This window comes from Sphingomonas prati (assembly GCF_014643515.1).
In the GTDB taxonomy this organism is placed as follows: Bacteria; Pseudomonadota; Alphaproteobacteria; order Sphingomonadales; family Sphingomonadaceae; genus Sphingomonas_R; species Sphingomonas_R prati.
In genome coordinates this window covers 62,662-84,723 of the sequence record NZ_BMJP01000005.1, presented here as the reverse complement: position 1 = coordinate 84,723, position 22,062 = coordinate 62,662, and the positions used below count along the sequence as shown (strand labels likewise).

At 67.5% G+C, this 22,062-nt stretch carries 18 protein-coding genes; 8 read left to right on the top strand and 10 right to left on the bottom strand.

Going from position 1 to position 22,062, the window contains the following annotated elements; genetic code table 11:
• The first annotated feature begins 91 nt into the window (after positions 1 to 91).
• Positions 92 to 1,762: a long-chain-fatty-acid--CoA ligase gene (locus IEX50_RS14365; RefSeq protein ID WP_157177059.1), complete on the top strand. Its 1,671-nt coding sequence runs from the start codon at positions 92 to 94 to the stop codon at positions 1,760 to 1,762.
• Positions 1,763 to 1,774: 12 nt separating this feature from the next.
• Here IEX50_RS14365 and IEX50_RS14360 read toward each other — a convergent pair whose 3' ends face one another.
• Positions 1,775 to 2,743 carry a magnesium and cobalt transport protein CorA gene (locus tag IEX50_RS14360; RefSeq protein ID WP_157177060.1) on the bottom strand — a complete coding sequence of 323 codons (969 nt, stop codon included), beginning with the start codon at positions 2,741 to 2,743 and terminating at the stop codon, positions 1,775 to 1,777.
• A 211-nt stretch (positions 2,744 to 2,954) separates the two neighbouring features.
• On the opposite strand from IEX50_RS14360, the gene IEX50_RS14355 reads away from it, so the two are divergent.
• The 4 genes from IEX50_RS14355 to IEX50_RS14340 all read left to right on the top strand — a co-directional run bounded on the left by IEX50_RS14355 (position 2,955) and on the right by IEX50_RS14340 (position 6,694).
• The gene (locus IEX50_RS14355) at positions 2,955 to 4,145 is read left to right on the top strand and encodes a hypothetical protein (RefSeq protein WP_157177061.1); all 1,191 of its coding nucleotides are present in this window, start codon (positions 2,955 to 2,957) and stop codon (positions 4,143 to 4,145) included.
• A gap of 250 nt (positions 4,146 to 4,395) precedes the next feature.
• On the top strand, positions 4,396 to 4,821 hold the full coding sequence (locus IEX50_RS14350) for a hypothetical protein (protein ID WP_157177062.1): 426 nt from the start codon (positions 4,396 to 4,398) through the stop codon (positions 4,819 to 4,821).
• A gap of 349 nt (positions 4,822 to 5,170) precedes the next feature.
• Complete coding sequence (locus tag IEX50_RS14345) at positions 5,171 to 5,803, top strand: hypothetical protein (RefSeq protein ID WP_188699497.1); 633 nt, start codon at positions 5,171 to 5,173, stop codon at positions 5,801 to 5,803.
• Between the two features lie 321 nt (positions 5,804 to 6,124).
• Positions 6,125 to 6,694, top strand: coding sequence for a hypothetical protein (locus IEX50_RS14340; protein WP_184075311.1), 570 nt, complete (start codon positions 6,125 to 6,127; stop codon positions 6,692 to 6,694).
• Positions 6,695 to 6,810: 116 nt separating this feature from the next.
• Here IEX50_RS14340 and IEX50_RS14335 read toward each other — a convergent pair whose 3' ends face one another.
• On the bottom strand, positions 6,811 to 7,218 hold the full coding sequence (locus IEX50_RS14335) for a hypothetical protein (RefSeq protein WP_157177064.1): 408 nt from the start codon (positions 7,216 to 7,218) through the stop codon (positions 6,811 to 6,813).
• A 118-nt stretch (positions 7,219 to 7,336) separates the two neighbouring features.
• Positions 7,337 to 8,068, bottom strand: coding sequence for a CREC-EF hand family protein (locus IEX50_RS14330; protein ID WP_157177065.1), 732 nt, complete (start codon positions 8,066 to 8,068; stop codon positions 7,337 to 7,339).
• A gap of 160 nt (positions 8,069 to 8,228) precedes the next feature.
• Here IEX50_RS14330 and IEX50_RS14325 point away from each other — a divergent pair, with 160 nt between their 5' ends.
• A complete protein-coding gene (locus IEX50_RS14325; protein WP_157177066.1) occupies positions 8,229 to 8,918 on the top strand; it encodes an ankyrin repeat domain-containing protein in 690 nt (229 codons plus the stop codon).
• On the opposite strand, the gene thyA is transcribed toward IEX50_RS14325, so the two are convergent.
• The 4 genes from thyA to IEX50_RS14305 form a co-directional block, all read right to left on the bottom strand.
• Complete coding sequence (thyA, locus tag IEX50_RS14320) at positions 8,896 to 9,819, bottom strand: thymidylate synthase (RefSeq protein WP_157177067.1); 924 nt, start codon at positions 9,817 to 9,819, stop codon at positions 8,896 to 8,898. The two genes, IEX50_RS14325 and thyA, sit on opposite strands and share 23 nt — an antisense overlap.
• A 216-nt stretch (positions 9,820 to 10,035) precedes the next feature.
• Positions 10,036 to 11,589: a DsbA family protein gene (locus tag IEX50_RS17535; protein WP_229674067.1), complete on the bottom strand. Its 1,554-nt coding sequence runs from the start codon at positions 11,587 to 11,589 to the stop codon at positions 10,036 to 10,038.
• Positions 11,590 to 11,912: 323 nt separating this feature from the next.
• A complete protein-coding gene (locus IEX50_RS14310; protein ID WP_157177068.1) occupies positions 11,913 to 13,262 on the bottom strand; it encodes a M48 family metalloprotease in 1,350 nt (449 codons plus the stop codon).
• Positions 13,263 to 13,572: 310 nt separating this feature from the next.
• On the bottom strand, positions 13,573 to 16,566 hold the full coding sequence (locus tag IEX50_RS14305; protein WP_184075309.1) for an Rne/Rng family ribonuclease: 2,994 nt from the start codon (positions 16,564 to 16,566) through the stop codon (positions 13,573 to 13,575).
• Positions 16,567 to 17,078: 512 nt separating this feature from the next.
• On the opposite strand from IEX50_RS14305, the gene IEX50_RS14300 reads away from it, so the two are divergent.
• Positions 17,079 to 18,341, top strand: coding sequence for an N-acetylmuramoyl-L-alanine amidase (locus IEX50_RS14300; protein WP_229674064.1), 1,263 nt, complete (start codon positions 17,079 to 17,081; stop codon positions 18,339 to 18,341).
• Between the two features lie 71 nt (positions 18,342 to 18,412).
• On the opposite strand, the gene IEX50_RS14295 is transcribed toward IEX50_RS14300, so the two are convergent.
• Positions 18,413 to 18,973: a DUF1993 domain-containing protein gene (locus IEX50_RS14295; RefSeq protein ID WP_157177070.1), complete on the bottom strand. Its 561-nt coding sequence runs from the start codon at positions 18,971 to 18,973 to the stop codon at positions 18,413 to 18,415.
• A gap of 94 nt (positions 18,974 to 19,067) precedes the next feature.
• A complete protein-coding gene (locus IEX50_RS14290; RefSeq protein WP_157177071.1) occupies positions 19,068 to 19,970 on the bottom strand; it encodes a LysR family transcriptional regulator in 903 nt (300 codons plus the stop codon).
• Positions 19,971 to 20,058: 88 nt separating this feature from the next.
• On the opposite strand from IEX50_RS14290, the gene IEX50_RS14285 reads away from it, so the two are divergent.
• On the top strand, positions 20,059 to 20,931 hold the full coding sequence (locus IEX50_RS14285; protein ID WP_157177072.1) for an oxidoreductase: 873 nt from the start codon (positions 20,059 to 20,061) through the stop codon (positions 20,929 to 20,931).
• 8 nt (positions 20,932 to 20,939) lie between these two features.
• On the opposite strand, the gene IEX50_RS14280 is transcribed toward IEX50_RS14285, so the two are convergent.
• Complete coding sequence (locus IEX50_RS14280) at positions 20,940 to 22,016, bottom strand: FAD-dependent oxidoreductase (protein ID WP_157177073.1); 1,077 nt, start codon at positions 22,014 to 22,016, stop codon at positions 20,940 to 20,942.
• Positions 22,017 to 22,062 lie beyond the last annotated feature (46 nt).

The following is a 22,062-nucleotide window of genomic DNA, read 5'->3' as shown; positions in this document are numbered from 1 at the left end:
GCGCGGGCGGGGAGCCGGGCGGCCCGGGGTGACCGGGGGAGCAGCATCGTAGGGCGTTGCACTGTCGCCCGGTTCCGTTTACGTCAACGTCATGCAACATCCGAACCCATGGGCGACCGGCTATTCCCATCCCACCGCGTGGGACCGGGAGTATCCGCCGATGACGGTGCCGGCGATGCTGGCGGGGGCGGTGGCCCGCGGCCCGCAAGCGGCCATGATCGATTTCATGGGGCGAACCTATGGCTATGCCGAGGTGCTGGACGGCGCGCGGCGGGTGGCGGCGGGGCTGCACAAGATGGGGATCGAGCGGGGGGACCGGATCGGGTTGTTCCTGCCGAACGTGCCGCATTATGTGGCGGCTTATTATGGCGCGCTGATGCTGGGTGCGGTGGTGGTCAATTTTTCGCCGCTCTATTCGGTGGAGGAGCTGGCGCATCAGGTGGAGGATAGCGGCACGCGCGTGCTGTTCACGCTGTCGGCCACCGCGCTGCTGCCGACGGCGGTGAAGGTGCTGGCGGCGAGCGGGCTGGAGCGGCTGGTGGTCGGGTCGATCGCGGGGGCTCTGCCGCGCGGCAAGTCGCTGCTGTACCGGCTGCTGAAGCGCAAGGAGGTGGCGGCGCGGCCGGACGATGCGCGGATCACGACATTTTCCGCGCTGATCGCCAATGACGGGCGGTTCCCGGAACCGGTGATCGATGCGGTCCGCGACGTGGCGCTGATCCAGTATACCGGCGGCACGACCGGCAGCCCCAAGGGCGCGATGCTGACGCACCAGAACCTGACCGCCAATGCGCGGCAGATCATCGACGTGGATCCGGAGGCGGGGGCGCCGGATCGGATCGTCGGCGCGCTGCCGCTGTTCCACATTTTTGCCAATGCGTGCGTGCTGAACCGAACGGTGGCGAACGGCGGGACGATGGTGCTGTTGCCGCGGTTCGATGCGGCCGCCGTGCTGGCCGCGGTGGAACGGACGAAGGCGACGAGCCTGCCGGGCGTGCCGACGATGTACCAGGCGCTGATGGATCATCCGAAGCTGGCGACGACGGACCTGTCGTCGTTGCGCGTGTGTATCTCGGGCGGTGCGCCGCTCGCCGGGCCGGTGAAGGCGCGGTTCGAGGCGGCGACGGGCGCGGTGCTGGTCGAAGGGTACGGCCTGACCGAGAGTGGGATCGCGGCGACCAATCCCTATGAGGGGCTGGCCAAGACCGGGACGATCGGGCAGCCGTTGCCCGCCACTACGATGCGGCTGGTCGACCGCGAGGATGCGACGCGCGATGCGCCGGCGGGCGAGCCGGGCGAAATCGTGATCCACGGGCCGCAGGTGATGGCGGGATACTGGCAGCGGCCGGAGCTGGATGCGACGACCTTTGCGGACGGCGGCTTGCGGACCGGCGATGTCGGGGTGATCGACGAAGACGGCTATGTCCGGATCGTCGACCGGTTGAAGGACATGATCTCGGTCGGCGGGTTCAAGGTGTTTCCGAGCCGGGTGGAGACGGTGCTGTACCGCCACGACGCGGTGCGCGACGCGATCGTGATCGGCGTGCCCGACGCGTATCAGGGCGAGCGGCCGAAGGCGTTCGTGACGCTGGTGGAGGGCGCCGCGGTGACGGGCGACGAGCTGATGGCGTGGCTGAACCCGCTGGTCGGCAAGCATGAGCGGTGTGTGGCGGTGGAGGTGCGCGATGCGTTGCCGCGGACGCTGGTGGGGAAGCTCAGCCGAAAGGAACTGGTGGCGGAGGAGCTGGCGAAGGCGGGGTGAGCGGCGTTTGCGTCAGAGCCAGCGGGCGCGTTTGAAGCGGAGGTAGAGTGCGGTACAGATCACCGCGATGACGGCGAGCACGACGAAATAGCCATATTCGGTCTTCAGTTCGGGCATATTTTCGAAATTCATGCCGTAGATGCCGGCGATGGCGGTGGGGACGGCCAGGATCGCGGCCCAGGCGGCGAGTTGCCGGGTGATGGCGCCGGTGCGCTGCTGTTCCATCAGGTTGCTGAATTCGAACACCGACGTCAGCACCTGAAGCAGGCCGTCGATCATGACCTGCATCCGGCGGACATGATCGAGCACGTCGCTGAAATAGGGTCGCGTGTCGGGGTCGATGCAGGGCAGGTCGAGCCGGACCAGTTTGCCCGCAACCTCCGCCATCGGGCCCAGCACGCGCTGGAACCGGGTGAGCTGGCGGCGCAGCGTGAAGATGCGGGTGATTTCGTCGCGGTCGAGGAAGGTGTCGAGCGTGCGCTGTTCCATAGCGGACACGATATCCTCGATCGTGTCCACCATCGGCAGATAGCCGTCGACGATATAGTCGAGCACCGCATGGAGGACATAGTCGACGCCGTGGATGAGCAGCGAAGGCGCGGCTTCGAGCTGCTGCCGCAGGACCTTGTGCGACCGGGCGCTGCCGTGGCGCACGCTGATGATGTGGCTGTGCCCGACGAAGATCGCGGTTTCGCCATAGTCGATCGTGTCGCCGTCGAGCGCGGCGGTGCGCGCGACGACGAACAGCTGGTCCCCGTACACGTCGACCTTGGGCAGCTGGTTGGCGTTGACGGCATCCTCGATCGCCAGCGGGTGGAGGTCGTAGTGCTGCTTGAGCGTCTGCATCTCCGCATCGGTGGGGTCGCACAGGCCGATCCAGACGAATTCGGACTTGTCGGCCGGACAGTCGACCTTTTCGTCGATCGAAACCTCGCGCACCCGCTTGCCGTTGCGATAGAGATAGGCGGCGACGACCGTCATATGAACCTCGGATCCTGATCTCGGCACGCGCCGACGGGGGAGCGGCCGAGGCGTTTCGCATTCCGGGGCGGTTTGCGCAACGTCGGGGATCGGGGGCGGGGGCGTTAGGATATTGTCCATAGTCCACCACGATGGGACGGTCCGAAATTCGGGCGTCCCTCATGTCCGCCAACGCCCGGACTTTACTATTCTTGCATTTCGCGGTTGACGCTTGACGGCCGACTATATTCGCGAGAGCTTCTCGAGGATGTTTCTTTCGGTGCTCTTCCTTCTGGCGCAAGCCGCTACTTCGTCGCCGGCTTCACCGGAAGACGTCGTGGTTGTCGGACGCCGTGCCGAACAGGATCTGACGGCGTGCCTCGCGCGTGATTGCCCGCCGGCCGAAGACGTGGAGGCATCGCTCAACGCATCTGTCGAGCAGTTCGGTGACGGCCGCTACGTCGATGCGCAGCGCACCCTGCAAAGCGCGATCCGACGCAACAAGGATCATGCGGCCGAGTTGCCGGGACCGGTCTCCAGCCTCTACGCGACACTGGCAACCGTCGCGGAGCATGAAGGCCTCAGCAAGCTCTGGCGGCACTCGGCGCGAAACAACGTCCTTGTCCTACGCCGCCACCTGGGGAGAAGCAATTTAGCGACGCTGGGCCAGGAACTCAGCTTTGCTGATAACATGGTCGGGTTGGGCTTGCCGGTGGCGGCGGACAAGGCCTACCTCGACATACAGCGACGCGCCGTGGAGAGCAGCTACGCCGACGTCGCAGCCGGCGCGGCGTTCCGGCGCGCGTGGCTGGCACTGTTGCAGGGTCGTTCAGGCAACGCGGTGCGTTTCGCAGACGAGGCAGTGAGGCTGGCCGGTGCGGACAACCAGATGATATCGGAACTCCGCGACATCCTGAAGGCGCGGATCGCCATTCGGGACGGCGACGCGGATGCTGTGGACATTCTGGCGGCACGGCTGCGTCGCTCCCCGACCAAATCGCCGCAGCTTCTTTTTGCACCGAAGTTCGAAGACATCGTCCTGGCTTCATACGGGATGCTGACCAGGTTTCAGCCCGACGGGAGCGTCCGGTTCATCGATGTCGGCTACTGGATTCGCCCAGACGGTCGGCCGGGGGACGTCGAAATCCTGCGGAACGAAGGCATCGGTCGGCTGGGTTCGGAGTTTGTCGAACAAGTGGGGAAGCGGCGCTATGCTCCGCTCGCGGTTAAACCAGGCAATCCGGGCATCTACCGGATCGACCGATTTACGGTTCGCGCCGCATACGGCATCGCAACCGGCAGCCGCATTCCACAACGTACCGGCAAGCCGACAGTCCATGTCGTCGACTTGACCGAAACCGATGCGATGAGCGCCAAGGCCCGACAGCAGCTGCAGGAAAGCGCGGCGGAAGAAGGAAGCTGAGCACCGCGCCGAACGCAGGACGGTCTAGCGAGCCCGACGGCCAATGGCCGCTTGCCACTAAAGCCGGACGTACGGCACCGATGACATGCGAATGTCCGCTAACGCCCACTTGCGGACAGCCGGACGCCCCACGATCCGTCCAATTCGAAGGCGCGCGGGTCCAAGGCCAATGGTGACCTGTCTCGGTTAAGTCGCATGGCGGCGATACATTTCGTGGCGATGAGGCACGCTTGCCTCCGGGGGAATGATTATGATCCGCACGCTCGCCGCTGGTTTCTTCATGGCGTTCGCGCTGCCGGCTGCGGCGCAGACCCCGGCGATGCTGGGCGCGCCGCTGCCGTGCGCGGGCCACTATGCCACCATCCGCTACAGCGAGATCAAGCCGGGGATGATGTCGGTTTTCCAGCAGGCCGTGCGTGATCACAACGCGTTCTGGGCCGCGCACAGGGTGCCGACCTGGGTCAAGGCGGTGCAGGTGATCGAATGGGACCCGGCCACCGGCCAGCCGCGCTATTCGGACAAGGCCATGCTGACGATCACCAGCTACGCCGATCCAGAAGCGCAGTCACGTGCACCTCACGATGCATCATACGAAAAGTTCGTCGGTAAATATCAGCAAAGCTCGACGGTTCGCAGCACGGAGCGCGTCTGCCTGCCCGATCTGTCGCGTCCCTAGTCTCTATCGGCTGAACGTCCGCTAACCACCACGATCGGACATTCCGGCCGATCGATCGGCGAATGTTCGCAATCGCCCGATTTCTGAGGCGCGCAACAGCCTTCACAGTGCTCAACATCGGACGTTGGCTTCCGGCGTAGCTCGGCGGCTTTCAGACAAGTAGTCGTTTTCGATCGAGGCGATACTGATCGTATTTTCCACAACGGAATTGATGGTCCATATTTAGGAATTCTTATTCATAAATATGTCATAAACGGTTTCTATATTTCATAAATCATCTTCAGTCTTACTGAAGTATATTGCTGTGCAATAGTTTTACAGAATTCAAAGCCAGAGGGGAAAGTCAATGATGGTAAAAGTTGATATTGCCGGCATGTACTATGGCCGTCTGGTTACCCTTCCGGATTATGATGCTTCTGCAGACCCTCTGGGAGGTCCAACAGTTCGAGACGCTATGATCGCGGCCCGGCTGGCCGACAAATCTGATCGGGCCGATGGAGATCCAGTTCCACAATTAAACTTCGTTGAAGACGACCGTCACCCCCACGAATTTCTACGCTCTATAACGGTCGATCACAAAGTCGACGTTGAATCTCGTCAAACAAGATCTGAGACGAGAGGTAAGAGATTTTATCCGGCGGGTGAATATACCTTCCGCAGCGATCCCATCGCCCTAGGCACCCGTACGGACGGAACTCCAGGTATTATTCCGGTGGATCAGGATGGTAAACCGACCGGTAAGAAGTTTATCCAAACTTGGCAATATTACGTTTACGATAGTGCTGGTGTCGATACCTCACGCCGAGCGGGTGGGAATGAGACACGAAAAATCGTGCCATTCTCCAAGCGCGATGCGAGCAACACTCTCGTTGACGGCGGCCAGATCGTTTGGCGTCTAGTGACTATCTTCCTCGACGCGACACGCCGCCCCGCAATCAAAACTGCCGTCGAAGATGGCGCAAAGCTGAACAAATCTATCTAATCCGCCCTGTCAGCACCGCGTCACGGTCGTGGTTCACTTGTAACTACACGAGGAGCATAAGCCCAAGTAAAACCGCCTGTCCCATTCCCGCGCGTCAACTTGTCGCCGGAGGTGAGCCACCTCGTGATAGAAATTAACTTCCGGTTGCGTCGCGCTTCATCGCTTAAAGGCGGCCATTCCGCTTCCCACCAAAGCCGGACGTTGAGGGGCAATCAGTCGGGCGTCGGAAAACGCCCGTAAGCCGTCGATGTCTTCATCAAGCCTCTATCTTGAGAGCGATCGTTCCCGCATGTCTTTGGCGATCAGACTGGAGAACGAACGATGCGCTTTATTCTTGGATTCGTCCTGCTGCTCGGCGTCGCGTCCACTCCCGTCTTCGGGCAGACGCCTGTCGTCTCCGCCAACGCGACGAACAATGAGATGACCGCGATCTTCGATGCGGACCAAGCCGCGCGGAAGGTGGCCAAGATCGACTGGCGTGTGGTCGGCGAAGCGGATCGAAGCCGGCGTGTCCGCACGCAGGCCATGCTGGACGCGGGACAGTTGCGTAGTGCCGATGACTATTATCATGCGGCTTTTGTGTTTCAGCATGGCGATTTGCCGGATGACTATCTGAAGGCTCACGCGCTCGCGATCGTCGCGGCGGCGCGCGGAAAGTCGGAGGCGGCGTGGATCGCGGCCGCAACGCTCGATCGCTATCTCCAGCATATCGGGCAGCCGCAGATCTACGGGACGCAGTTTCTTCGCCACGGCGACGGCGATTGGACGCAGGAACCCTATCGTCGCGATCTGCTGTCCGACCCGCTTCGCGAAGCGACGGGCGTTCCGCCGATCGCCAAACAGGGGGAGCGGTTGAAGGAGATGGCAGCAAGCGTTTCGAAAGATCGGTAACGTGGTTCCGATTTCGACCGCCACGACGCGACATGCGCCATGGGCGGAGTGGATGCCCGAAAGTGGCCGGTCCGGAAACGCCCCATGGCGGGCCGTTATGACTACGGCGGCGCTGCTTATTTCAGATAGAAGCCGGCTATCTTTGTGCCGTTGACGAAATAGGTCGTGATGAGTTCATGCTCGCCGGTTCGGCCCGACTGGGGGCCGTACGGGCATATACGTTTGACTTCGACGAAGCGGATTTGTGACTGGATGGGGTCACGCTGAGTTGTTTCGCGGATGCTGGTTCTGCGGCAACCATATCTGTCCAGTACGCCCAGGATCGAGACCGTCTCCTTGTCGAGTGGTCCCCCGACGTCACCCATCCCGAGCTGGGCGTCGACCGTCAGCATGGCAAGCGCGGCGGGCCAATCCTGCTTCGTACTGGCTTCCAGCAGCCGTTCGACAATTGCGGTCGGCGTTTCCGGGTTCGACACGGGCACGATGGGGGCGGCGGCCGCAAGTAATGCGATAATGAGGTGCATGATCCGCTACCCTGGCGTCAAAGCACCACCTTAGCGGCAAAGCGGACGGTCGCAAATCCATGGCACGGTTACGTGGCCAGTTTCACGCGGGAGACTTTCCCGTCGCTGGACCGGTAGCTCAGTCGAGGCCGGCGGGTGGGCGGGCGCCGGGGCCGCCGGGGAAGCCCGGTCCGCCGGGGCCACCGGGGCCACCGGGGCCGCGGTCGGGATCGAGGCGGCGCAGTTCGTCCATCGTCAGTTCGGCGTCGTGGTTGGTGTCCGCCGCGTCGAACCGTTTGCGCTGATGGGCGATGAATTCGTCCAGCGAGAGGCCGGTGTCGTAATTGACGTTTGCGGCGACGATCGTCATCGCGCTGAGCGGTTCGATCACCATACCCATTGCGCGGCCCCGCGGATCGCGGTCCAGCACGGGGAGAATGGCCTCGGACACGGGGCCGTCGGAGCCGGCGATCGGCTGGTTTTCGGAGGAGGCCACCGACCCCAGCCCGCGTTGCCAGGCGAGGAATTCGGGGAGGCTGATCGACTGGTTGCGATCGGTGTCGAGCCGTTCGAACCGCGCGCGGATGAGCGTTTCGCGGCGGGCGTCGACCACCATATTCAGTTCGGCGAGCGTGACGAGGCCGTTGCGGTCGCGGTCCGCGGTCTGAAACATCTGCGCGGCCAGCTTGTCGATCTGTTCGCGCTTGATCGGCTTCATGGGGCGCGGGGCGCTCGGCCGACCGGCACCGGGGGGGCCGCCACCGCCGGGCGGTCCGCCGCCCTGGCCGCCGCCGCCGCCCGGAGGGCCGGATTGCGCCAGCGCCGACGTGGCGGACAGGCAGACCACCAGCCCAAACAGGATCGCGCGCATGAATGACCTTTCGAACAGGGGGCGTCTCGATATCGGATCGGCCCTTGGGGCGGCGGTGTTTCTGCGACATTTCCGGGTTGTCGAAAGCGACGGTTCGCCGTGCCCGCGGAATATCTGGCAAAGCCGCGGTCGTGCGTTACTGTCCGGTGGGATGCAGCAGTTGAAGACCTTTGCCAGGGCTGCGGCTTTCTGGTCGCTCTGGGTGGTCTGCGTCCTGATGATCCTGCCGACGCTGTTGAGCGTTCCGGGGGAGGCGACGCCGGCGCAGCTCAATCTGTATGTCGCGGTGCTGTTTTCGGTGATCTGTTATCCGGTTGTGCTTCCGGTCCTGACGCTGATCGAGCGGTTCGCGGTGCGGCGGGGCGCGCAGGCGGCGCTGGTGGCGGTGCGGGTCGCGTTGTGGGGCAGTTTCCTGGGCGTTCTGACCGTGCTGGCGATGCTCGGCATGGCGTTTCATGCGCATGATGTGGAGCAGGCGCGGCCGGTGGTGATCCGGAACGACGGTGTTGCCAGCGCCTTGTCCGGGGCGGTCATGCGGCGGGATACGACGGCGCTGGACCGCCTGATCGCTGGGGGTGCGGGCGTCGATCACCTGATCCAGCCTTATAACCAGACGCCCGCGATGCTGGCGGCGAACCACGGATACTGGTCGGTGACGCTGTTCCTGCTCGAGCGCGGGGCCAGCCCGGACCGGCCGGACGATCTGGACAATTCGATCCGATCGCTGGCGGACTCGCGGTTGCCGACCCCGCGGTCCGGCGCGGATGTCGTGGCGCTTGCGCGGGTCCGGGCGCGGCTGCGTGTCGCGGGGCCGCCGGGCAAGGGGGCTACACCGCCACCGGCGCGCTGATGCCGGGCATCGGGGCGTAATCGTACACCTCGAAATCATCGATGCGGTAGTCGAAGATCGTGGCGGGCTTGCGGAGGAGGCGGAGTTTGGGGGTGCCGGTGGGCACGCGGCTGAGCTGTTCCGTGACGAGATGTTCGTGGTTGAGGTAGACGTGCGCGTCGCCGGCGGACCAGACGAGGTCGCCGGGTTCCAGGTCGCATTGCTGGGCGAGCATGCGGAGGAGGAGGGCGGCGGAGAAGGCGTTGAAGGCGTAGCCGAGCCCGAGGTCGCAGCTGCGTTGCCAGAGCATGCCGGACAAGCGGCCGGCGGCGACGTGATACTGGTACGTCATGTGGCAGGGGGGGAGCGCCATGCCGTCCAGCTCCGCGACGTTCCAGCCGGTGAAGATGTGGCGGCGGCTACCGGGGTTGTGGCGCAGGCTTTCGACGAGCAGCGCGATCTGGTTGATGCCGGTCTGTGCGCGGACGAAGCGGCCGTCGGGCTGTGGCTCGTACACCGGCCAGTCGACCCATTGCTTGCCGTAGACCGGGCCGAGATCGCCATAGTCCGCGGCGAACGCGTCGTCGGCGAGGATCATCGCCTCGAATGTGGCGCGGTCGACGTTGGCGCCGGTGTCGCGATTGTAGCGGGCGAGCGGCCAGTCGGTCCAGATGTGGACATTCTGTTCGACCAGCGGGCGGATGTTGGTGGAGCCGCTGAGGAACCACAGAAGCTCGCGGGCGGCGACCTTCCAGGCGACGCGCTTCGTGGTGAGCAGGGGGACGGCGTCGCCCGCCAGATCGAAGCGGAGCTGCGCGCCGAACAGCGAGCGCGTGCCGACGCCGGTGCGGTCGCGGCGCTCGTCGCCCGTGGTCCAGGTGCGGTGGAGGAGGTCGAGATATTGTTGTTCGGGGTGGGGCATGGTGGGGGGTCCTTCTTCCCCCCTCCCTTTCAAGGGAGGGGCTGGGGGTGGGTGCTGCCGCTCCCCGATTGCTGCGTTGTGTGTGGGGTGCTGTAGCATCCACCCCCAACCCCAGTTGCCTGGTTCGTCAGGTAAAACATGCCCCCGGCATGTTTTAGGGACTGCCGGGGGCAGTCCCGACCTGACGAACCAGGCAACTCTTGAAAGGGAGGGGGCTCATGACGCCTTCCGTGCATCTGCGATGGCCTGTTTCAGCGTGTCGTAGCCGACGGCGCCGGAGAGGATGCGGTTGCCGACGACGAAGGTGGGCGTGCCGGTGAGGCCGATGGTGCGGGCGAGCGCGAGGTTGTCGGCGATCTCCTTTGCGACGACGGGATCGGCGCGGTCGCGGGCGACGGCGGCGGGATCGAGCCGGGCGGCGGCGATGACCTGTGCGGACTTGGCGTCGCTGGGCGATCCGGCGGCGAACAGCCCGCGGTGGATGGCGGCGTGGCGGCCCTGGCGCGCGGCGGCGAGCGCGAGCGTGGCGGCCTGTTCGCTGCCCGCGCCGAGGATCGGGATTTCGCGGTAGACGATCTTGAGCTTGGGGTCCTCGGCGATCAGCCGGTCGATGTCGCGCACGCTGGCGCGGCAGAAACCGCAGGCATAGTCGGTGAATTCGACCAGCACGACGTCGCCGTTCGCGGCCCCGGCCCAGGCACCGCTGAACGGGGTCTGGAGCGCGGCGCGGTTGCTGGTCAGGACCGCGTCGGTGTCGCGCTGCTGAAGCTTGGCGACGGCCTCCGGGATGATTTCGGGATGTTCGAGGATGTAGGCGCGGACGGCCTCGCCGAAGGCGGCGGTGCCGGGGGCGGGGCTGTTGGCGCCGCCGGCAGGCGGGGCGGCGGCGAGCGCCACGGCCATGCCGGCGATGGCGAGGCTGCCGATACCGATCGTCATCTGGGTTTTCCTGTCTTCGAGCCAGCGGGCGGGGGTGGGGGTGCCGACGGTGGCGGACGGTGATGGGGCGGCGGTGGCGTGCGTTGTGGGTGCGGCGGCGGTGGCGTGCGCGGTCGAATGGGTGGTCGTCGGGTGGGACGTGCTCGCTGTGGCGGACGAGTTGGCTGACGACGTTCCGTGCGCGGCCGTTGCGGTGGCGTGCGGGGACGCGGGGGCGGTGGGGGGCGGTGTCGGGCCTGTTGATGCGGGTGCTGATGCGGCTGCGGACGGTGCGGTGGTGCCCGGTGCTGCCGGTGGCGGCAGGGGGGCGGCGGTGCCGTCTGCTGCGAAGAGCGGCAGGGGCGTGGGGGGCGGTGCGGACTTGAGCGCGGCCGGTCGTGCGGCGGCTGCTGCGGCTACGGCGGCGGAGATGCTGCTGGGTGATGCGGCGGGCGCGGAGATCGGGGGGAGGTCGGCGGGGCGGGCCATGGGGTCGGGTTTCGCGGTGTTGCCTTTGGTCCGGGCGTCGCTGGTGAGCATGGCGAGGCGGGCGGCGCTGGTGGTCCAGGCGTCGCGGAGCGCGGGGCCGCCGGTGTCCGCGGCGCGGCGGGCGCGGACGCGGGCGAGGCCGGCGGCGCGGCGTGCGGCGGATCCGCCCTTTTTCGCGAGTGCGGCGGCGCGGCGGTCGATTTCAAGCGCGCGGATGTCGTCGCGCGCATCGGCCAGGCGGAGGGGGACGTCGAGCGCGTAGACCCCGCGGCGGACGGCCTGCGCGCCACGCGCGAGCGTCTGGCCGATCGTGCGCAGGACGGGGGCGATGCGGTCGGGCGTCGGATCGGTCGGGTCGGTCACGGGGGTGGGGGCGTCCTGATCTGTGTGGGGTGGGCGTAGCGTGGGTTGGGGTGTGAGGGAAGCTTTTGGGGGGGTGGTGTGGGTTGGGCTTTCGCGAAACTTACTGGTGTCCTGTTGAGGGCGTTCGGTCAGGCCACTCCCCCCTCTCCCAACCCTCTCCCCGGAGGGGAGAGGGCATTTCTGGGGTGCTTCGGGTTGAAGGGGCTGTCCAGCCTAAGCCCCCCACCCCGGCCCTCCCCCCGGTGGGGGGAGGGGGTTTGGTTCGCCTTCTTGGTAAGGTAGCACCTAGGCCCCGGCCTGCGCCGGGGAACGCGTCTCGCCCCCTACCGTCGCCGTTCGGCTTCGCCGCGGCTGGCCATGGCGATGTCCTGGGCGCGGATGTAGTCGGGGGTGCCGGGGGGGATGCCTTTGAGGGCGGCGTCGGCATTTTGCATGGCGAGGCGGGTCTGGCCCTGGAGGCTGTAGCGTTCGGCGCTGGCGAGCATGGCGCGCGCGGTATCGCCTTCGCCGGCGTAGATGATGCCGAGCTGGTACCAGGCGAACGGGTTCTGATCGTCGCGCTGGACCGCGACGCGCAGGACGCGCTTGGCCTCGGCGAGGTTGGCGGGATCCTCGGTCGCGATCAGCGCGTGGCCGAGCGTGGCGGCGATCAGCGGCTGATCGGGGCGTTCGGCGACGGCTTCGCGCAAGGGGGCGATAGCCTCCTTCGGGCGGCCGGATTCGAGCAGGATCTGGCCCTTTTGCTCGAGATAATAGGGGTCGTGGGGAGCTGATGCGACGAGCTTGTCGATCTCCATCACGGCGCGGTCGGGGTAGGCGCCACGGTGCCAGGCATAGGCGCGGGCGTAGCGGGCCTGCGCGGTCTGGTTGGTCTCCGGATACTTCGCCATCGTGACGGGCGGGTCCTGCGTGAAGCCGAAGAGCTTGCCCTTGATGCGCTGGAACCGCGCCTCCAGCACCGGATCGGTGGGGACGTTGAAGTAGGGCGAGGTGGTGATGTCGTTCTGGAGCGTGGCCTGGCGTTCGGCGGACATGGGGTGGGTCTGCTGGAACGGGTCGGTCTTCTGGTAGCTCGACGAGTAGCGATATTCCTCCTGCCGCAGCTTGCCGAAGAAGCTGAGCATGCCCTTGCCGGACAGGTGCGCGGTGCGCAGGAAGCCGGAGCCGGCGGCGTCCGCGCTCGATTCCTGTGCGCGGCTGAACGAGAGGTAGCGGCCCATCGCGGCCTGTTGCCCGGCGGCCATCGCGGCCATGCCGGCGGAGCCCGCGCCGGCCGCCATCGCGGCGACGCCGACGATGAGCGAGAGGATGCTGATGCCGCCCGCGGCCTTCGCCATTTCGCCGCCGCGGATGATGTGGCCGCCGGCGATGTGCCCGACCTCGTGCGCGATGACGCCCTGAACCTCCGCCGCATTGTCGGCGGCCATGATGAGGCCGCTGTGGATGTAGACGATCTGGCCGCCGGCGACGAACGCGTTGATCGAGGGATCGCCGAGCAGGACGACCTGAAGCGCCCCTTTGCGGAGACCCGCGGCGACGCCGATCGGCTGGGCGATGTCGTTGAGGAACGCCTCGGTCTCGGCATCGCGCAGGATGGACTGGGCGGCGACGGGTTGCGTCGCGAGCGTGGCCGCGATGAGTGTCGCGAGGAGGAGGCGGAGGAGGCGGGTCATCGCCGTGATGTGTGACGGGGCGCGGGTGAATGGGGGGTGAGCATATGCGCGGTTTTAGCGGATGCTGGGGTGGGGGTGAAGGGGCTTGGGATTTTGCTGTGACGCGGGTCTGTCCAGCTTAAGCCCCCCACCCCGACCCTCCCCCCGGTGGGGGGAGGGGGTTTCTGTTTCGCTTGGCGGGGCAGGCTCCCTCCCCCTATCGGGGGGAGGGTTGGGGAGGGGGGTGTGGCTTGGGCGAGCGTCGCCACGAGCGTTGCTCCTCTCTCCCAACCCTCTCCCCGGAGGGGAGAGGGCTTTTGCTCAGCTCGGCTTATGCGCCGAAGGTGCGTTGCCACCAGCCGCGGCGGGGGCTGCCTTCCTGGTTTTCGGGAGAGGCGGGTTCCGGGGCGTCCGCTTCGCCGGGCTCGGCGGTGGGGGCCGGTTCCGTCGTCGTGGCAACAGGCGCGGTTACCGCTGCCGCGGCTGCGGGCTTGCGGGTGCGGGGGGCGCGGGTCGGGGCGGGTGCCTCGGCTGCGGGGGCGGGGGCCTCCGTGGCTTCGACGTCCGACTTCTTCCGGCGCGGGCGGCGGGGCTTGGCGGCCGGGGCCTCCGCGTCGGCTTCGATCGGGGTCGGGTCGATCGCGGCCGGGATCACGTCCTCGATCGCGGCTGCGATCGGTTCGGCGATGGGCTCGACAACCTCTTCGACCGCGGCGTCCGCCTTCTTGCGGCGCGGGCGGCGCGGCTTCGGCGTGACCTCGGCCGGGGCTTCCTCCGTTGCTTCGACCAACGGTGCGGCCGGCTCCAGTGCCACGGGTTCCGACACGACCGGTTCCGGGGCGACGGCGATCATCGCGGCGGGCGGGGCGACCGGGGCGGCGACGGGGGTGCCGTCGTCGCGGCGGGCGCGGGGGCGGCGGCGCGTGCGGGGACGGTCTTCCTCGACCACGTCCTCGACCGGGTCCGGTGCCACTTCGACCGGGGCGGTCACGACCGGCACGTCGTCGAATGCGACCTGTTCGGCGGTCGCGTCGGCGAGCTGCGTGCTGGCGGCGCTGGCTTCGTAGCCGGCCTCCGCGTCCACGGGTGCCGCGTCGTCGGACGTCGGCTGGTCGACGGTCTCGCTGCCGTCTTCCTGACGGTTGCGGCGACCACCGCGGCGTCCGCGACGACCGCGACGGCGGCGGCCTTCGCCGTCTTCGTCGGACGCCGGTTCGCCGTGGGTGGCGACGTCGAGATCGGCGTTGGCGCGCGTGGCGATCGCATCTTCACGGTCCGCCTCGGGCAGTTCGTCGACCGCGACGAGCACGTCCTCGTCGGTGGTCTGACCGTCATGGACGGTCTGGTCACCGGTGTCCGTGTCGACGGCATCGCCATCCTCGCGGCGACCGCCACGACGGCGACGACGGCGCTTGCGGCCGCCTTCGCCGCCACGCTCTTCGCGGCCCTCACGGCCACCTTCGCGACCTTCGCGGCGCGGACGGTCCTCGCGGGCTTCGACCTCCTCGATCTCAGGGGTCTCCTCCTCGATGTCCTCTTCTTCCTCGCCATAATCCTCTTCGTCCTCGGCCTCCATCGGCGGCAGGACGGGGATGCGCGGCGGGTGCGCGGGCGGCGGGCCGTGGCTTTCGACTGCCATGCGCGCACCTTCGAGCTGCCCGTCGGGGCAGATTTCGATCAGCACGCCGTAGCGATCCTCGATCTCGGCGAGTTCGTGGCGCTTGCGGTTGAGGACGTAGAACGCCGCTTCCTGGCTGGCGCGCAGCACGAGCTGCGACCCGCGACCACGCGCGGCCTCGTCCTCCAGCATGCGGAGTGCGGACAGGCCGGCCGACGATGCGGTGCGGACCAGACCGGTGCCGTCGCAATGCGGGCAGGTGCGGGTGGACGCTTCGAGCACGCCGGTGCGGATCCGCTGGCGGCTCATTTCGAACAGGCCGAAGCTGCTGATCCGGCCGACCTGGATGCGGGCGCGATCGTTCTTCAGCGCCTCCTTCATCGCGCGTTCGACCTTCTTGTTGTTGCCGTTCGATTCCATGTCGATGAAATCGATGACGACGAGGCCGGCCATGTCGCGCAGGCGGAGCTGGCGGGCGATCTCGTTCGCGGCTTCGAGGTTGGTCGAGAGTGCGGTCTGTTCGATATTATGTTCGCGGGTCGACCGGCCGGAGTTGATGTCGATCGACACCAGGGCCTCGGTCGGGTTGATGACCAGATAGCCGCCCGATTTCAGCTGAACGACCGGATTGTACATCGCCGACAGCTGTTCCTCGACCCCGCCGCGCTGGAACAGCGGCACGACGTCGACGTAGAGCTTCACCTTCTTCGCAGCAGCCGGCGAGAGGAGCTTCATATACTGGCGGGCCTGGCGGTAGCCTTCCTCGCCCTCCACGATCACCTCTTCGATGTCGCGGTTGTAGATGTCGCGGATCGCGCGCTTGATGAGGTCGCTGTCGCCGTAGACGAGCGCGGGGGCGGCGGACTTGAGCGTGTTCTCGCGGATCTCGTCCCACAGGCGGGCGAGATAGTCGAAGTCGCGCTTGATCTCGGTCCGGCTGCGCTGGAGACCGGCGGTGCGGACGATGCAGCCCATGGTGGACGGCAGCGCCAGATCGGCCATGATCGACTTCAGCCGCTTGCGGTCGGCGCCGTTCGAGATCTTCCGGCTGATGCCGCCGCCGTGCGACGTGTTGGGCATGAGCACGCAATAGCGGCCGGCGAGCGACAGATAGGTGGTGAGCGCGGCGCCCTTGTTGCCGCGTTCTTCCTTCACGACCTGGACGAGCAGCACCTGGCGGCGGCGGATGACGTCCTGGATCTTGTAGCGGTGGCGCAGGTTCGTGCGCTTCTCACGCAGATTGTCGACGGCCTGGTCGTCGCCGCCGGCACCGCCTTCGAGCGGGGCGGCGGCGCTGGGCTCGCCGTCCTCGTCGTCGTGATCGCTATCGGTTTCGGCGCGCTCGGGGGCGTCGTCGCCGTCCTCGTCGTCCATGTCGTCGTCATGGTCGGGACCGCGCAGGCGCTCCTCCTCGGCGGCATGCTCGGCCTCTTCGGCAAGCAGCGCGTCGCGGTCTTCCTTCGGGATCTGATAGTAATCCGGATGGATTTCGGAGAAGGCGAGGAAGCCGTGGCGGTTGCCGCCGTAATCGATGAACGCGGCCTGGAGCGACGGTTCGACCCGCGTCACCTTGGCAAGGTAGATATTACCCTTGAGCTGCTTGCGTTCCGCGGATTCGAAGTCGAATTCCTCGATCCGGTGTCCGTTGACCACCGCCACGCGGGTTTCTTCCCGGTGGCGCGCGTCGATCAGCATGCGCATTGTCATTATGAGGTCTCCTGGCGCGCAGGGCCGGCGGGGTCACCCGCGGTCGCGCGAAATCATGGGGGCAGGCCGTCGGCACGGACAGGTCCGGCGCCGGCATCTGCGGTTGGGTCTGGAATGTGTTCGCGCCGCAGCCACCGTCCCGGACCGACGCACAGCGCCCGTTCGGGCGGCTGTCGGACAACGGGGAAGGATGGATCATGCGAAGCGTCAACCTGGTCGGACGAGGCCGCACCGACATGGGCGCCCCGTAAAAGCCCGGACGGAGCCTGTTCGCGGTGCGCGAGCGCGGTCCATCCGGATTACACCTGTGCTAGCATCGCGCGACCCGTCGCACAAGCGATGCGGCACGCCGCGGCTTTGTGGCGACACGATGGCGAAGGATGTATTAACTATGCCGGTTCACCATCGGGATAGGTGGCGGCGCTAAGCCGGGGGGTATGAGCGGACCAAGACCCTTTTGCTATAAGCGATTCGCCCGGTCGATGCCGGCGAAAGGTACGGGGATTCGCGGAATGAGCCTGTTCGCTGCCTTGATGGCCGCCACGATGATGGTGCCGGGGCCGGCCGCGGCGACCGCCACGATCAGCGCGGTCGACGTCGGCTACGACAGCCTGACGGTGATGTTCGACGATGCGGTTGAGGGCGCGCGGATGTTCCTGCTCGACGGGCCGGAGCGGATCGCGCTCGACATCGACGGGGTGCGGGCAGCGCCCCTGCCGCCGATTTCGACCGGCGGGTTCGTAAGCGGCGCGCGCACCGGGCAGCGCGGCGAGAATACCGCGCGGATGGTATTCGACCTGGCGACGCCGACGGTCGTGACCAATGCCGCGATGGCGGCGGACGGCCGGTCGCTGACGCTGTCGGTGGCGCCGGCCGATGCGCGGAGCTTTGCCGACGCGGTGCGGGCGCGGGCGCGGACGCTGTTTTCGGCGGTCGGGTTCCGGCGGTCGACGGCGCTGCCGGTGCAAGGCGTGCAGGCGCAGGGTGCGGAGATCGAGGACGGGGCGATCGTCGTGCCGCTGGAGCCCGCCAGACCGTACGTCCCGGATGCGGTGCCGCCGGTGCGCGGCGGGCGGGGCAGCAACCGGCCGCTGGTGGTGATCGATGCCGGGCATGGCGGGCATGATCCGGGTGCGACCAGCGTGTTCGAAGGGCGCAAGGAGAAGGACGCTTCGCTGGCGATTGCGCGGGCGGTTCGCGATGCACTGATCGCCACGGGGCGCGTGCGGGTGGCGATGACCCGCGACGACGACCGGTTCCTGGTGTTGCAGGAACGGCGAGAGATCGCCCGTCGGTTGAAGGCGGACCTGTTCATATCGATCCATGCGGACAGCGCGCCGGCGGACCTGGCGCGCGGGGCGAGCATCTATACCCTGTCCGAGGTGGCGTCGGATCAGGTCGCGGCACGGCTGGCGGCGCGCGAGAACCGGTCCGATATCCTGAACGGGGTCAATCTGGGCAATGCGGCGCCGGACGTCTCGTCGATCCTGGTCGACCTGGCGCAGCGGGAGTCGATGAACATGTCGTCGAGCTTTGCCGGGTTGATGCAGCGCGAGATGGCGCCGGCGGTGCCGTTCCGGTCGAGCTACCACCGGTTCGCAGCGTTCGCGGTGCTGAAGGCGCCGGACGTGCCGTCCGTACTGCTCGAGACGGGGTATATGAGCAATATCGAGGATTCGAAGTTCCTGTTCAGCCGCGAGGGTCGGACGGCGATCGCCGATGGGGTGACGCGCGCGGTGACGGCGTATTTCGCGCGGCGGATGGCGTCGCGGTAAGGAACCTCCTGGCGGCGCGGGACCTTGTCGCATCGGCAGGTCGATCAGGCAGGGCGCCGCGGAGACGCGCGTCAGGCGGTAGCGGGCGGGCGGACATGGGCGAGCATGTGGGCGACAAAGTCCACCTTGCCGAGCGCGACGCCCTGCGCGCGGAGGATCGCGTAGGCGGTCATGAGGTGGAAGTAGAATTGCGGCAGCGCCCAGTCGCGTGCGTATTGCGTGGCCGTCAGGTCCAGCGTCATGCCGTTCGGCAGCGCGTGGGCGATCGGGGTTGAGAGGTCGATCGTGACGCCGTCCGCGGCGGCGGCCTCGATCACCGCCAGCGTTTCGGCGATCCGGGCCTGCGCGTCGGCCAGCGTGCCGGGGCGGTCGCCGGCATTGCGCCCTTCGTCGAGCAGGATCTGGAGCGCGGGCGGGAAATCCTGTTGCAGCAGGCGGAAGACGCCTTCCTGCGCCTGGCGGCAGGCGAAGCGGATCTGGGTCGCCAGCGGGAACATGTCGGGCGCGAGCCGTGCGGTCAGCAATGCCTTCTCGCCGTCGTCCGGCCGCTGCGCCGCGGCCTTATCGAGCCACTTCGAGAGCGAGCCCAGCATCTGCACGTAGGTGGGGACGAGGAGATCCGACAGGGTCATGGCGCTGTTTTCCGTGGTGGGTCCGGGGCCTGACTCAACCCGGTCAGGGAACGAGCGTCAAGCGGACTGTTGGTCGGGCGGCGCCTCTCAGGTCTCAGGGCGTGCCGCGGACATGGTCGATGAACGCCCTGAGCGGCGGCGGGACAAGGCGACGGCTCGAATGGTAGAGAAAGGGGCCGGGGAAGGGCTGCCACCAGTCCTCGAGCAACGGGACCAGCGCGCCGCTTTCCAGATGCGGGCGCAACCAGTCCTCGAACAGCGTGACGACGCCGACGCCGGCGATCGCCGCGGCGACGCCCAGGTCGATGGCGCCGCCGACGCCGACGGTGAGGCGGGCCTGCGGCTCGACGCGGATCACCTCGCCGTCGCGTTCAAACTCCCACGGTGTGGTCAGCCGGCCACTGGCGAAGCGACCGAGGATGCAGGGGTGGTCAAGCAGGTCGCGCGGGTGCGCGGGACGGCCATGGCGTGCGACATGATCGGGCGAGGCGGCGGTCGCGAAACGCTGGACGCGCGGGCCGATCGGCAGCGCGATCATGTCCTGTTCCAGCCGCTCGTCATAGCGGATGCCGGCGTCGGAGCCCGAGGCGAGCACGTCGACGAAACCGTCCTCCGGGACGATTTCGACCGTGATGCCGGGATGCGCGGCGAGGAAGCCCGGCAGGATCGCCGGCAGAACCAGTCGCGCGGCGCTGACCGGCACGTTCAGCCGAAGCGTGCCGGTCAGCCCGTCGCGCAGGTCGTCCACCGCGCCGAGCGCCGCCGCGACCTCGCCCAGCGCGGGCGCGAGCCGTTCGAGGAGGCGGGCGCCGGCCTCGGTCGGGGTGACGCTGCGCGTGGTGCGGTGGAGCAGGCGGACGCCGAGCGAGGCCTCCAGCCTGCGCACGGTCTCGCTCAACGTCGAGGCGCCGACGCCCGCCGTGCGCGACGCCTCGCGGAAGCCACCGGCGCGGGCCACGGCCAGGAAGGCGTTGAGGTCCGCAAGATCGGGTTTCATTGTTCGCCTTTCCGCACGGCCCGTGCGGATCATGCCGGATTATCGCGGCGGTCGCCACGGCCTAGCTGGGGGGCAAGGAGACAGGACCATGGATATGATCGATCAGGCCGGCAGTTTTGTGATGGGCGACCGCGCGGTGAAGCGCATGGGGTATGGCGCGATGCAGCTTGCCGGGCCGCACGTGTTCGGGCCGCCGAAGGACCGGGACGCGGCGATCGCGGTGCTGCGTGCGGCGGTGGCGGCGGGGGTGACGCATATCGACACCAGCGACTATTACGGGCCGCATATCGTGAACCAGCTGATTCGCGAGGCGCTGGCGCCTTATCCGCAGGACCTGGTGATCGTCACCAAGGTGGGCGCGGTGCGCGGGGATGATGCGTCGTGGAACCTTGCGGCGTCGGCCGACGACCTGCGCCGTGCGGTGGAGAGCAATCTGCGCAACCTGGGGCTCGATACGCTGGAGGTGGTCAACTTCCGTTCGATGCTGGGTGGCGGCAGCGGCGGGCCGGCGGAGGGATCGATCGCGGCACCGTTCGCGGCGCTGGCGGCGATGCGGGAGGAAGGGCTGATCCGCCATCTGGGCGTCAGCAACGTGACGGCGGCGCAGGTTGAGGAGGCGCGGGGGATCGCGCCGGTCGTCTGCGTGCAGAACCAGTATAATCTCGCGCACCGCGAGGACGACGCGCTGATCGACGCGCTGGCCGCGGACGGGATCGCCTATGTGCCGTTCTTCCCGCTGGGTGGGTTCAGCCCGCTCCAGTCGTCACAGCTGGACGCGGTGGCGCACGGCCTGGACGCCACGCCGATGCAGGTGGCGCTGGCCTGGCTGTTGCAGCGGTCGGCCAACATTCTGCTGATCCCCGGAACGTCGTCGGTCGCCCATCTGGCAGAGAACCTGGCGGCGGCATCGTTGGTCCTGCCGGCGGCGGCGGTGGCGGCGCTGGACGGGATGTCCGGCTGAGCGGTGCCTCAGCAGCGGAACCCGGTGAACAGGCGGCGGTGCGACGCGATGATCTGCGCGATCGCCGCCGGCTGCGGTGTCGGGTCGTCGACATACTGTTCGTAGGTGCCGCCGAGCACGATGCCGTCCGACCGGGGGAACATGTAGCCGGCGCGGCCGGAGTAGGCGTACTGGATTTCGGGTTGCGGCAGCAGGATCGCGAGCTGGCCGCGGACCGGGTAGAGCGTCGTGTCGCCGAACAATGCGGCGGCGCCCAGCCCGGTGCAGTTGAACACGAGGGTTTCCGGCAGTGCGGCGACGGCCGCCGGCGTGTCGAAGCGCCGGACGAGAATTCGCCCGCCGCCGATCTGGATGTCCTTGGCCAGTTCACGCAGGAAGCGGCCGGTCTCCACATACATCGTGTCGTAGCGCAGCAGTTGTTCGCCGCCGAACGGCCAGGCTTTCGGTTCGAGCGTCTGGTAGGCGGGCATGTGCGGGCGTTGCCGGCTCCCGCCGTCGACATAGGTCGGGACCCAGCGGATGCCGTAGTCGTCGCCGACCATGATCTGGAAACGGCGCCAGCTATAGTCCTCGGCACGCTCGGCCTGGGCGAGCCATGCGGGGGTCACCGCCGCGCGGTCGAAATAGCTGACGGCGTGGATCTGGCCGCCGGAGACGTTCGAGGTCGTGTCGGGCGGCAGCGCGGCGGCGTAGACCGTGACGGGGAAGCCCGCCTCCTGCACCAACCGCGCCGTCGTGAGCCCGACGATCCCCGCGCCGATCACCGCCACCGCCCCGCTATGTCCGGGCAGGCCGAGTTCGACCGCGAGCTTGGACGTGCCCCAGCTCAGCGTGATGCCGGCGCCGCCGTGGCCGTAATTATGGACCAGCGCCTTGTCGCCCAGCGCGCCGCGTTCGACGCGGAACCCGGCGGGGCGGAAGGGGCGCAGGCCGGCTGCGGTCCGGATGACACGATCGGCCGCGACGTTGACCGGCGGCAGGCAGCGGGGCGGTGCGGACGCGGTTCCGACGCGACCCGTGGTGCAGGCGGGAAGCAGGAGTGCGCCGGCAGCGCCGAGCAGGTGGCGGCGATCGAGAACTGTCATCGCCTCGAGCGTAGCGGATCGGTGGATGGTGTCGAGTGGTGGTGTT